Genomic DNA, 12,301 nt, shown 5'->3' with positions numbered 1-12,301 from the left:
TGAGTTTTATTCTTGTATGACAAATAATATTGAACGTTTTTAAATATTCTCTGCACAAAGTATAAATAATCCTATGATTTTCTAAAAACAAAAATGCATTAACTATTTGATTTTTCAATAAGGGTAATAATTTCCTGATAAATTACAGCACGTTTGTTTGATTTTATTTTTTCAGTATTTATACCAGCTCTTTTATATCCGCCAGTATAGTATCTATGAAACCAAGGGAAAACAATTAAGTAACCTTCCAGAAAACTAAAATTTATAGCGGTATTTACATATAAATAGGCGAATAATCCGGTTAATAACAAAGAATTAATTCCGTTTTTTATATCTCCTGAATAAAATTGCCCTAAACCCGGAATTACCATGCTTAATATTCGCGCGGTTTTAGGATTTAATTTTTCAATTTTTTGATTCTTTTTAAATAGTTTTTCAAGTTCGTTAACAAAAACTTTTTCTGAAAAAACTAATTTGAAATGAGATTCAGAACGTACAAAATCTTCCAATCCAAAATAGATTATTCCCGAATAAAATTCCTTTCGTTTTTGAAAATCTATGGATAGATCATCCTTAAGGTTTAATATTTCAATTAGCGCAAATTGAAATTTATTTTGAAGCAGCAGGCTTGATGTTTTCTTAAAAACCAATTCGGTTTTTATGCTGTCGTTTTCCTCGGAATACCAAGCAATATCGTAGCTTTCGGCAGCCTTCTCGTAATTTCCTGTATTGAAAAAACAATTTGCAAGTCGATGGTGGATTTGTGAATTGTAGTTTTTTTTATCAAAAAATAGTATTCTTTGATAATAACTTATTGCTTGAGTATACTGAGCTTTTTCGTATTGCTGGTTTGCAAGCGCAAGAGTTTGTTCAATATCCTGAGCGGATAAATTTAAAACAAAAGCAATTTTAAAAACCAGTAATAAGCAGATGCCTTGTTTTTGCCTTAACACTTTCTTTTAATTTTGAATTATACCTTTTTGCAGCTTTGTGAGTTCCGTAAATGTTTCCTGCATAAAACACTGTTCCAATTCCCCCATAAATCCATCCCGAGCCGGCTTGTGTACCATATTTTGAAAATCCTCTGTAGGATTGAAAAGCCAATGATCCTACAGCCAGGAAACTAAATAACCCGTCTTTCCAATCTCTTGTATATATTTTTCCTGCCCCAGGAATAATTGCAGACATTCCTGTGGCAAGCAAAGGGCTTTTGTATTTTTGATTTAAAGCCTGTTTTATCACAAGTGAGTGTTCGGAATATTCCTCTGGCATTTGTTTTAGGATCTTTTCAGCCTGCTGCCAATTTTCATTTAGCATATAAGAATACATTATTATTTTTCTATTATCTTCAATTTGTAAATTAGGGTTGTTTGTTACAAAAGAATTTAATTGGGCAATGGAATCATTAAGTAACATTAAACGCGAATATTCCATTGCAAAAAGGCGAGGAAGGTTTTGATTGAATTGATATATTTTCGAGGCTTTTTTTAAGGCCTCTGCATAGTCTGCGGAAAGAAAATACACTTGGATAAGCGAAAGCCTTATATCATTGTTCTGAACATCAAGAAAGGCAATTCGTTCATATTCCCTGGCTGCATGCTCAAATTGCCTGGTTCTCTTTAAAAAATCAGCAAACTGGGTGGAATTTTCCAGGTTAAATAAATCCTGAGATTTTACCCTTATGTTTGATAAGAGAAGGATACAAATAAAGACAATTCTTAGAAACATTATAAAGGGTCGTGTAAGAGTTTTGATTTATCATCTCTGTTATATTTTTCAGGACTCAAGCCATTGCACCTTGTAAGACGATCAATTGTATTTATAACACCTAATATAGGTCCTTGTTTTTTTACAGCCTGCATTCCAAATTCAGAACACGAAGGGGTAAAAGAACATGACTGCCCGTCCTGGGAAGAAATAAAAGCTTTGTAAAAAAGAAAAAGCCCTGAAAAAATGTACTCTACTTCATTTGTATTGTTCTTGGCGCTGCTGTATTCAATATTGTTGGTGTGCGGATGCAATACTTCTCTCATTTTTGAGATTTCAAAAGTAGACTGTGCCATTACCATTGAAGGAATGACAAAACTAATCAGGAAGATTATAGTTATATAAATTTTCATTTTTGAATTCATCAATTATAATGTTTTTAAAAGTGGTAATCTTGTAAAATTCTTTATTGTCAAAATAGGTTACCTGTACCAATTCTGATGGGAATTCCAGTCCATTTGTATTAATGTATTTTCTGAAAAATTGCTTGCCTATTATTTCTTCGGTTGGCGTGAAAAAGACCAGCCCAAAAAGGCGTTTGTCTTTTTGTGAAATTATTGTTTTTCCTAATAAATGAGCATATTTTTTAGGTGGAATCCAGGTGGAAATCACTAAATTTTCTTTTTTTTCAATGGTTCCTATTGTGTAAGGTGAATTGTTAAGGCCAAAATTGATTAAATCGCCATTTAAGGATAGGTGAAAAACAGAAAAGTCATTTAAATTGCCAGTTGGAGTTTTACTTATTACTTTATTGTTCTCAATCCTGTATATCACTGTATCAGTTACAATTAGTACACCTTTTTCAGGAAAGGTTATATCGTAAATTATTTTTTTATAAATCTTGTCGTAATAAACCTGGCCCATAATTAATTGGGATTGTCCATCCGGTTTGTTTTCCTTAATACTAAAATCTGCTTTAATCCGGTAAAACTGCTGAGAAAATGCCTGGGTAAAGTGTAAAAGTGTAAGACCAAGAATTATTAAAAGATGCCTTGTATTAAGCATTGAATTGGCTTTAGTGACAAAATTAAAAAAAGAGCCGGCAATAAAATGCCGGCCCATAACTAAAAAGATTTGTAATTTTTATTACCTCCATCCTTGTGGACGGAAAAAGAATGTAGGTGAATAAGCAATGAAAGCAGTGCCTAATCCTATTAAGTAGGAAATTTTGTGATTGCTATCTTTGTCATCATTCAAAAGGACGGTGAAAACACCAATAGGCCAGCAACAGAATCCCCAAAAGAAAGATCCCCATTCCATATCCTCAATTCTAAAGAGAAGGTTATTAGGGGATACCATTGAAAGTTCTTTTGAAATATTTAGCTTCTTTAATATTATGTTATCAGTAAGTGATAATTCACCCAAAGAAACTATTCCATTTATAGAAAGGTAATTTTCAAGTTCGGAAAGATCAGCTAATTCTGAACTGACAAGATCATAATCAAGTTCAAACATACTGGTGGATGCTTTTGAATGAAATGCAAAACTGCAAAAAAACAAAGTGATAATTAATGTAGTTTTTTTCATATGACTTTTGATTTTATGAACACAAATATAACGATTATTTGTAAGGTGAAAAATCAGACCATTCAAAACAAAATCCCAATTTTAATGCTTGATTTTACATCAATAATAATAACCCAATCAAATGAATTTTTATTTTTTCGAATTAACTACCAACCATATTGGGATACGGTTGGTAGTATAAAAATTCAGGAATTGCTGTTTTTTATTTTCTTCGATTAGGATGCTTTTAAAGGTTGTAGCATACTTGCAATGTTATCTTACAACAACAAATTTCCCAAGAAATGGCGTTGGCTCATCCTCCATGAATATTTGGTAAAAATAAATCCCTGCAGGTAAATTAGAAGTATCTAATTTGCCCTGTCCATTTACTAAATGAATGGTTGCCTGGGTACTGCCTCCAAAATGTGCAGTAGTAATCCTGGTTGCATTTTTGGATGCTCTAAAATTTATTTCTGTTGAAGAGGGATTTGGATAAGCAACAGGCTGCTGGATCTGTTCTATTGGAGCATTTTTTATTCCAGTAACTGTAGCTTGTCCCTGGAAAGAAACATTATCAACAAATAACACTGAACCAACTTGTGGAGTGCCAAATAGAAAATTGCTTGAAAGGAAAATAATAGAGGCGCTATCAGGAACATCATCAGTGTTGTATCCTAATATTGCTTCATTAAGGATGTAAGGAGAAACATTATCCGTAAAGGCTGCTCCGCCCTCTGCCACAGTAATTCTTGTTCCTGTAGTGTTGTCCCATTTGGTTAAAGAAACATAAACCCCTCCTTCATCTTCAGAAACAGGAGCATATTTATAATAAAATTCCAATCGATCGGGACGCTCGCTATAAGGAAAACCTTTTATTTCTGCCGTTGAAAAATCAACGCTTCCACAAATCAGATAGCCAAGGGTGTCAAATTGCTCAGCGGGAGCAGTATTCATTGGTTTTGTTTCTATTTTAGCGGCAAATCCTCCTTCAAATTTATCCGTGGTTTTAAAAACTGTAACAGGATTTGAAATGTCAAGCGCTTTATATTGATTGGAAGTTGCCCAACCATTAGGTTCATCATAGGTGAAAAAGAAATTTGTCCAGGTATTTAAACCCCCGTTTGGAATTACTCCGGTTTGAGCTGTTGATTTAACATAAAATCCAGCAGATAGAATTGCTAATAAAAGTATTTTTCTTTTCATAAAGTTTGTTTTTTTTCAAATTTATTGATTTTATTGAAGAAAAGAAACAAATGAATTTTTTTTTTGACTTCAACTGCATTTTGTAAGTATTGAAATGGTTTTGAATGTTGTTCGTAATTGGTTCGAAAACAATTTTCCGAATATTTTTTCCAATTAAAAAACCTGTTTTTTGAGATAGCTGCAAAATGGAATTTATAAATAAAAGGTTGTTTTATTTGCTATTTACATTAAACCTTAATGTTTTCATAACATTACAAGATGAAGGATTTATTAATTTTGAAACGAAGGTTTAAAACGTTATTTTTAAAACTTGAGAGATTAAGATGGCTGAAAAAAAAATTAGAATTTTACTGGTAGATGATGAACCTGATATTTTAGAGTTTATTAAGTATAATCTGGAAAAGGAAGGATTTGAAGTATATACTTCAACCAATGGAAAAGAAGCCATTGAATTGGCAGAAAAAATAATTCCATCTTTGTTTATTTTAGATGTAATGATGCCTGGAATGGATGGTGTTGAAACGTGTATACAAATCAGGGAGAATCCCAAATTTAAGGATAGTTTAATTGCTTTTTTAACTGCAAGAAATGAAGACTATACTCAAATTGCAGGATTTGAAGCAGGAGCAGATGATTATATTGCAAAGCCTATAAAACCACGTGTATTAGTTAGCAGGGTAAAGGCATTGCTTCGAAGATCTACGGGTGTTTCAAATGAATCTGGAACTTCCCTTCAAGACTTAGGGGGAATAGTTATAGACCGTGAAAAATACGTTATTTATAAAAACAATGTTCAAATTAATTTACCTAAGAAAGAGTTTGAACTGCTTTCGTTACTTGCATCAAAACCAGGCAATGTGTTTACAAGGGAAGTTATTTTAGACAGAGTTTGGGGTGAGGAAGTTGTGGTGGGAGATCGAACAATTGATGTTCATATTCGAAAACTAAGAGAAAAATTAGGTGAAGACTATATAAAAACAATAAAAGGAGTGGGCTATAAGTTTGAATTCCGTTAATTTACTATTTGCGTAAAACAAGTAGTTTTGTTTGTATTATTGATATTGTTCAAATTAATATTTTTTAGCTATACTTTTGAAATCATTAACCCCCAAAAAAATTGCTTCTCTTATTGCAGTTATTTGTCTGCTTGTTTTTTTAATCTTTCTTTCATTTATATATATATTGGATTTTAGGGGAAGCAAACTAATTATTCCTGGATTAGTTGGTGGATTATTGCTTTTTGCCCTGTGTTTTTATGTTTCATTATATGTTATTGAACGATTCATTTATCGAAAAATCAAGGTCATTTACAAAACAATTCACAGTATGAAAATAAACGGAGCCAATTTTCCTGATTCCTTTGATTTGGATACTGATATATTAAATCAGGTTAGCAGGGATGTTGTGAATTGGACACAAAGCAGCAATAAAGAAATTGAGGATCTCAAAAGTCAGGAGCAATACAGAAAGGATTTTATTGGAAATGTTTCTCATGAATTAAAAACACCCTTGTTTAATATTCAAGGATATGTATTAACGCTGCTGGAAGGAGGATTGGAAGATGAAACTATTAACCGGAATTATTTGATCAGGGCCGAAAGGAGCGTGGAGAGAATGATTAATATTGTTGAGGATCTTGATACTGTAACAAAACTTGAAACAGGCCAACTGGTCATGGATTTTATTAAATTTGATATTGTGGATCTTTCTAAAGATGTTGTAGATGCATTACAGATGAATGCGAAACAAAAAGGAGTGGTTTTTAAAATAAAAAAGGATAACGAAAAACCGGTTTTGGTAAAAGCAGATAAGGACCGTATAAGACAAGTTTTAACCAATTTGATGCTAAATTCCATACGTTATGGAAAAAAAGAGGGACTTACGGAAATTCGCTTTTATGACATGGAGGAAAACATATTGATTGAGGTAGCTGACAATGGAATAGGAATTCCTGCTCACCATCTTGCTCATTTATTTGAAAGGTTCTATCGGGTTGATAAAAGCCGGTCCAGGGAATCAGGAGGTTCTGGTTTAGGACTTGCTATTGTAAAGCATATAATTGAGGCCCATGATCAGACTATTAACGTAAGAAGCACAGAAGGTGTAGGTTCAACTTTTTCTTTTACATTAAAGAAGATAAAGTGAAAGACCGATTTGGAACTTATATTCTAATTTTCCTTATTTTTGTGACGTTTCATTAATATCACTTAATTCTCATGCATCTACGGATAATTATTTTAATTGTATTATCCTTTGTTTTCTCACCTGGTTTTGCTCAGTTATTCGATACAATTGCCGTAAGTTTTAAATACAAACCTCGAATTGAATTCAAATTGGATTCAAGGAATTCATTTATTACCACTCAAAGAGCAAAAATATTTGGGGTAAAAATAGGATATGAATACAATGAAACAGTCAAATTAGGAATTGGTTATAACCAACTTGTTTCTACTATTTCTAAAGAAAAAGTAATAGTTGATGAATTTCAAAATAATCAGAAGATTTATGCAAATTTAAAGTTCGTTTTTGTTTCTCCGTATTTTGAATATGTTTTTCACCGCAATAAAAAATGGGAGCACACTATTCCTCTTCAATTGGGTTTTGGTAATACCTGGTATGAATACAAAGTTAATGGAAGGAATATTAGAGAAAACTACCGGCCAATTATTCTTTATGAACCAGCCATGACTACACAATATAAAATTATGCCTTGGTTTGGTATTGGTGTTGGTCTTGGGTACAGAATCTTATTATTAAATAACAATAGCATCAATGAGAATTTCAATTCACCTATTTACGTTTTGAAAATGAAAGTTTTTTTAGGAACAATTGTGAAAAGCATTTGGCCTAAAAATGATCAAAAGCGTAAGTAAATTGGCTGTTTTTTAGTAACTTTGTAATTATAATTACTCCCCCTAATGAATAACATTAATCTTGATCCCACATCCGATAATTTATCATCCTCTGAGAAAGAGATTGAAAGGGTATTGCGGCCTGATCATTTTAATGATTTTACAGGGCAATCGAAAATAGTAGAAACACTTAAAGTTTTTGTTGATGCGGCTAAATTAAGGGGCGAAGCTTTAGATCATGTTTTACTGCATGGCCCTCCTGGGCTTGGAAAAACCACACTGGCTAACATTATAGCTAACGACTTGGGGGTTGGCATTAAAATAACTTCTGGCCCTGTACTTGATAAGCCTGGAGACCTTGCCGGCTTACTTACGAATCTTGAAACCGGAGATGTTCTTTTCATTGATGAAATTCATCGCCTGAGCCATGTAATTGAAGAGTATCTTTATTCTGCAATGGAGGATTTTAAAATTGATATTATGATTGATAGCGGACCAAATGCACGTTCCATTCAATTGCAACTTAATCCTTTTACCCTGGTAGGAGCAACTACACGTTCGGGATTATTAACAGCTCCATTAAGAGCCCGTTTTGGAATAAATTTCAGATTGCAATATTATGATACTGCAACCTTATCAACCATTCTAAAGCGCTCCTGTAGTATCTTGAATATTGAAATTGCCGATAATGCTGCATTAGAAATTGCTGGTAGAAGCAGGGGAACTCCTCGAATTGCCAATGCTTTACTTAGAAGGGTTAGGGATTTTGCCCAAATTAGGGGCACAGGAAAAATTGATATTGCAATTACCCATATTGCTCTTTCCGCGCTTAATGTAGATAAATATGGGCTTGATGAAATGGACAATAAAATACTATCAACCATAATTGATAAATTCAAAGGAGGCCCGGTAGGAATTACAACTATTTCAACTGCTGTAGGTGAGCCAGGAGATACTATTGAGGAAGTTTATGAACCTTACCTGATAATGGAAGGTTACCTTGTAAGAACGGCAAGAGGAAGGGAAGCTACAGAAAAAGCGTACAGGCACCTTGGCCGGGTTCCTAGAGCTGATCAAGGAACTTTGTTTAGTAATGAATAGTTTGTTTTTCATTGCTTTTATTACTATTTGATTTTTTTCATTCCTTACCTTTAAAAATTCATTTCGAGTATTAATCAAGTGTATTTTCTCTTTCAGGCCCTATAAATACATCATTCATCTGATATGCAAATAAAATTTAAAAAGAATTGTTAAATATTTGCTTAGCAATTAGAAAATTAAAGTCAGTTAATGGATAATTTAATTAAAATGTATTTCTTGTCCCTTGTCCCTTTATTACATGATTGAGCAACAGCGCTACCATAATTCACAATTAATTAAGGCCGAGGCAAAACGGCTTGGCTTTATGTTCTGTGGTGTTTCAAAAGCTGGTTTTTTAGAGGAAGAAGCACCAAGATTGGAAAAGTGGCTAAATAAAAACATGCAGGGAACCATGTCTTACATGGAAAATCATTTTGATAAAAGACTTAATCCTGTTTTGTTGGTTGATGATGCTAAATCAGTAGTTTCTTTACTCTTGAATTATTTTCCTAAAGAAGAAAACATAGATCAACAAGCGCCAAAAGTTTCAAAATACGCTTATGGCAAGGATTACCATGATGTAATTAAAGCAAAACTCAAGGAATTATTAGCATTTATAAGAGAAACCATTGGAGAGGTTAGTGGACGGGCTTTTGTAGATTCAGCACCTGTAATGGACAAGGCATGGGCAAAAAAAAGCGGGCTTGGATGGGTTGGAAAAAATTCTAACCTTATTAATAAGCAATTCGGTTCTTTCTTTTTTATTGCAGAATTAATATTGGATATTGAGCTTGAATATGATGGGCCAGTGAAAGATTATTGTGGTACTTGCACCAAATGTATTGATGCCTGTCCTACACAAGCAATAGTTGAACCTTATGTTGTGGATGGAAGCCGTTGCATTTCCTATTTCACGATTGAATTAAAAGATAAGATTCCTGAAACAATGAAGGGCCAATTTAACAATTGGATGTTTGGCTGTGATATATGCCAGGATGTTTGCCCCTGGAACAGATTTTCTAAACCTCACGATGAGCCTTTATTTGATCCTATAAATGGATTGTTGAAAATGTCTGGGAATGATTGGAGAGATATGTCAGAAGAAATTTTTAATGAAGTTTTTAAAGACTCTCCATTAAAAAGGGCAAAATTTAATGGAATAAAAAGAAATGTTGATTTTATTAAAAAACAAAACCCCGGTTAATCGAGGTTTTGTTTTTTGATAATAGAATAGTTTTAGTTTATTGAAGTGAATCAAATACCTCAGAGGTTAAATCCTGGTATTGAGAGAAGGTTGCCAGGCACCATACTTTTAATAAAAGCAATTCTTCTTTTTTCAACCAACGTGTAGCTTTTACCAATTCTTTTTTGAATAACAATTTGTCAAAACTTACTTTTTGTAAGATTACTTTACATAATTCAAACATAGGTTATATGATTTTGAAATTAAACATTCTAAGGTAATTATTAATCGTGAAAATAACAAATGGGTTACAAGTATCTCTGTAAAAGATATTAACAAATGTTTGTAATTTTTTTTATTGAAAAAACAATAAATAGAATTTACAGGATTAAAATTTAAATTTAAACAAAATTTGTGAAAGCAGAATTAGTGCTGCCCCCAACGGAAAGTGTTTAATGAGAATCCGGCTAATTCGAGAACCCTGTCTGTTACAGTTGCTGCAAGAGCCTCAAAAGATGCAGGCTTACTGTAAAAGGATGGACTCGCAGGGCAAATTATTCCACCTGACTCTGTTATAGTTTTCATATTATTGATATGAATAAGGTTTAAGGGAGTATCGCGAGTAACAAGAATAAGTTTTCTCCTTTCTTTAAGTATAACATCAGCAGATCGGGTGGTAAGATCATTTGAAATGCCTGAAGCAATCCTTGCCATTGTACCCATTGAGCATGGACATATTATCATGGTATTGAAATTTGCAGAACCTGATGCAAAGGGAGCAAAAAAGTCATTTTTACTATATACCTTAAATGGAAGGATTTCATAATTCCTGTTATCTAATTCGTAGTACCATACATCTTTTGCATTGTCAGACATAACTACAGCCACTTCAGAAACTTGTTCCTTAAGTTCAGCAAGTTTTTGAAGCAGTACTTTGGCATATATTGCTCCGCTTGCACCTGTTATTGCAACTACTATTTTATTCCCCACTTGCATGTTTTCGATCCTTATTAAACCAATAAATAACTTTGAATGTAAAAAATGAATTGTATTGACCTCTGTTTAACCTGTAAACACTACCTCCTAAATGTTCCCTTATAGGAACAAGTGAATTACTGTACCTCCAGTTCATATCCAGATTTTCTGTTAATTTATAATTAACACCAAAAAGAGCAGCAAATTCCATTGTGTTAAAAGGCCTTTCAAATGTTAAAGGCCCGCTTAAATCTTCTTCAGAATATTCAATAAGGTAATTAAATGAAGGACCAGCTTCGAATATGAATTTAGTATGTTTATAATAATAAAACACTGGAATATCAATGTAGTTTAACCGAAGTTGATAAAATGTATAATCTCCAACATTTGGACGATAGGGCTTTTTTTCTCCTTTTTGTGAAAAAAGCATTTCCATTTTCAATCCTGATAATTCATTTAGTTCATATTCAACAAATGGGCCGGCAATAATACCAAATCGCCTCCATCCAGAATGATTTACACCCCCAAGAACGCGAGCTGTATTTAAACCAGCTGTAATTCCTGCATTAAATGATTGGGCTATTCCATTAAAAGGATTAAGTGAAATGATGAAAATCAATAATAAATAGCCCCAAAACCTTATCATATCTGCAAAAATACTGAAAATAATAAAGAGTAAGCCTTATAAAAAATAGTTTTTTAGCTGAAAAGGCGAGTGATTAAGATATTTATAAAAGCTATTTTAGATAAGCTTAAACTGTTTATGACTTTGTTTTCCGAAAAAAAATAATTGGATTAATCTCAAAAAATAATATTAAGGAATAATATGAACTTCCTCGGCTTGCATTATTTCATATGTATCCACATCATAAATATAGGCTACCACTGAACAATCATTTGCTTTCCAGGAAGGGTTAATCAAATAATTGTTATATGTTTTTATAACAGAATCTCCGGCAGCTAATGATGTTGCAACTATTTCTTCACCCCAGGTTCCGTTAATATTGTCTCTTAAAACATGTCGGTGCATATAATTTTCTACATCCTGTTGCGGGCCGGAAGGGAATGAATAGTCCTTTTGCCAATCTTGTACATTATCTTCAATAAGATAAACCACAAGATTGTATTTTTTGGAAAGATTATTTAAAGCTTTATTTTTTGCAATTGTTTTAAGGGATCGTGTGCCAGCATCATAAACAGTAATTAGTTCTATTTTAAAATCCGGTAATGCATTTTTTAATAATTCAACAGCTTGTCCCCATGCGGATGGTTGAATTATTATATTGCTGTTTATTATCTTACTTCTGTTTACAAAGCCATTGGGGTTTCCAGCAACATCATTTTTCCACAGGTTATTATATGCTTCTCCGGCTATGGTACGAAAATCAGTTTTGTATTTTGTTCCTGCAACGGTAGAAAGTTTTGCAAAATATCCGGAATGGACTCCAACAACAATTACTTTTTTTCCATATAAATCTTGAATTTGTTTTGCAGTATTGGCTGCTGCAGGACAATTACCACAAGTATGCCCAGTAAAATCTTCGATCAAAATTTTTCTAATAACAGTATCTTGTATTACAGGAGGAATGGTGTCTGTTATAGGAGGAACAGGGTCATTGTTTCCAGTTTGAATCTCACTAAAAGGCTGATCTACAAAATCACAAGCACAAAAGGAGGTGATAAGGAGAAAATAAAAAATATTTTTAAGGAATTTTCTCATAATTATTTTGTTGAA

Annotated in this window: 15 protein-coding genes; 5 read left to right on the top strand and 10 right to left on the bottom strand. The window is 32.8% G+C overall.

Translation table 11 applies throughout. The features are described from left to right. Positions 1-98 precede the first annotated feature (98 nt). The 6 genes from H0V01_01605 to H0V01_01580 form a co-directional block, all read right to left on the bottom strand. The gene (locus tag H0V01_01605) at positions 99-953 is read right to left on the bottom strand and encodes a tetratricopeptide repeat protein (protein MBA2582064.1); all 855 of its coding nucleotides are present in this window, start codon (positions 951-953) and stop codon (positions 99-101) included. Then, positions 910-1,728, bottom strand: a complete 819-nt coding sequence (locus H0V01_01600) for a hypothetical protein (GenBank protein MBA2582063.1) — start codon at positions 1,726-1,728, stop codon at positions 910-912. The genes H0V01_01605 and H0V01_01600 overlap by 44 nt, the downstream gene beginning before the upstream one ends. Next, positions 1,728-2,120, bottom strand: a complete 393-nt coding sequence (locus tag H0V01_01595; GenBank protein MBA2582062.1) for a membrane protein insertion efficiency factor YidD — start codon at positions 2,118-2,120, stop codon at positions 1,728-1,730. Before H0V01_01595 ends, H0V01_01600 begins: the two co-directional genes overlap by 1 nt. Then, positions 2,086-2,772 (bottom strand): hypothetical protein, encoded by a 687-nt coding sequence (locus H0V01_01590; protein ID MBA2582061.1) that lies wholly within the window; start codon positions 2,770-2,772, stop codon positions 2,086-2,088. The genes H0V01_01595 and H0V01_01590 overlap by 35 nt, the downstream gene beginning before the upstream one ends. Positions 2,773-2,853: 81 nt before the next feature. Beyond that, positions 2,854-3,294 (bottom strand): hypothetical protein, encoded by a 441-nt coding sequence (locus tag H0V01_01585; protein MBA2582060.1) that lies wholly within the window; start codon positions 3,292-3,294, stop codon positions 2,854-2,856. A gap of 252 nt (positions 3,295-3,546) precedes the next feature. Then, positions 3,547-4,476, bottom strand: a complete 930-nt coding sequence (locus tag H0V01_01580) for a PCMD domain-containing protein (protein MBA2582059.1) — start codon at positions 4,474-4,476, stop codon at positions 3,547-3,549. A 323-nt stretch (positions 4,477-4,799) separates the two neighbouring features. Between H0V01_01580 and H0V01_01575 the strand changes: the two genes are divergently transcribed. The 5 genes from H0V01_01575 to queG all read left to right on the top strand — a co-directional run bounded on the left by H0V01_01575 (position 4,800) and on the right by queG (position 9,612). Beyond that, entirely contained in the window at positions 4,800-5,492 is a 693-nt protein-coding gene (locus H0V01_01575) for a response regulator transcription factor (GenBank protein MBA2582058.1), read from the top strand. A gap of 76 nt (positions 5,493-5,568) precedes the next feature. After that, a complete protein-coding gene (locus H0V01_01570; GenBank protein ID MBA2582057.1) occupies positions 5,569-6,621 on the top strand; it encodes a sensor histidine kinase in 1,053 nt (350 codons plus the stop codon). 71 nt (positions 6,622-6,692) lie between these two features. Next, a complete protein-coding gene (locus tag H0V01_01565) occupies positions 6,693-7,349 on the top strand; it encodes a hypothetical protein (protein MBA2582056.1) in 657 nt (218 codons plus the stop codon). Positions 7,350-7,394: 45 nt separating this feature from the next. Beyond that, on the top strand, positions 7,395-8,429 hold the full coding sequence (ruvB, locus tag H0V01_01560; protein ID MBA2582055.1) for a Holliday junction branch migration DNA helicase RuvB: 1,035 nt from the start codon (positions 7,395-7,397) through the stop codon (positions 8,427-8,429). Positions 8,430-8,667: 238 nt separating this feature from the next. After that, complete coding sequence (gene queG, locus H0V01_01555) at positions 8,668-9,612, top strand: tRNA epoxyqueuosine(34) reductase QueG (protein ID MBA2582054.1); 945 nt, start codon at positions 8,668-8,670, stop codon at positions 9,610-9,612. A 37-nt stretch (positions 9,613-9,649) separates the two neighbouring features. On the opposite strand, the gene H0V01_01550 is transcribed toward queG, so the two are convergent. From H0V01_01550 to H0V01_01535, 4 genes are all read right to left on the bottom strand, one after another. After that, positions 9,650-9,835: a hypothetical protein gene (locus tag H0V01_01550; GenBank protein MBA2582053.1), complete on the bottom strand. Its 186-nt coding sequence runs from the start codon at positions 9,833-9,835 to the stop codon at positions 9,650-9,652. A gap of 182 nt (positions 9,836-10,017) precedes the next feature. Beyond that, positions 10,018-10,581 (bottom strand): UbiX family flavin prenyltransferase, encoded by a 564-nt coding sequence (locus tag H0V01_01545; GenBank protein MBA2582052.1) that lies wholly within the window; start codon positions 10,579-10,581, stop codon positions 10,018-10,020. After that, positions 10,571-11,212 (bottom strand): PorT family protein, encoded by a 642-nt coding sequence (locus H0V01_01540; protein MBA2582051.1) that lies wholly within the window; start codon positions 11,210-11,212, stop codon positions 10,571-10,573. Before H0V01_01540 ends, H0V01_01545 begins: the two co-directional genes overlap by 11 nt. Positions 11,213-11,380: 168 nt before the next feature. Next, complete coding sequence (locus H0V01_01535; protein ID MBA2582050.1) at positions 11,381-12,286, bottom strand: Omp28 family outer membrane lipoprotein; 906 nt, start codon at positions 12,284-12,286, stop codon at positions 11,381-11,383. Positions 12,287-12,301 lie beyond the last annotated feature (15 nt).

The organism is Bacteroidota bacterium (assembly GCA_013696965.1).
In the GTDB taxonomy this organism is placed as follows: domain Bacteria; phylum Bacteroidota; class Bacteroidia; order JACCXN01; family JACCXN01; genus JACCXN01.
The sequence above is the reverse complement of the archived record's forward strand: the minus strand, read 5'-3'. Positions and strand labels throughout refer to the sequence as shown.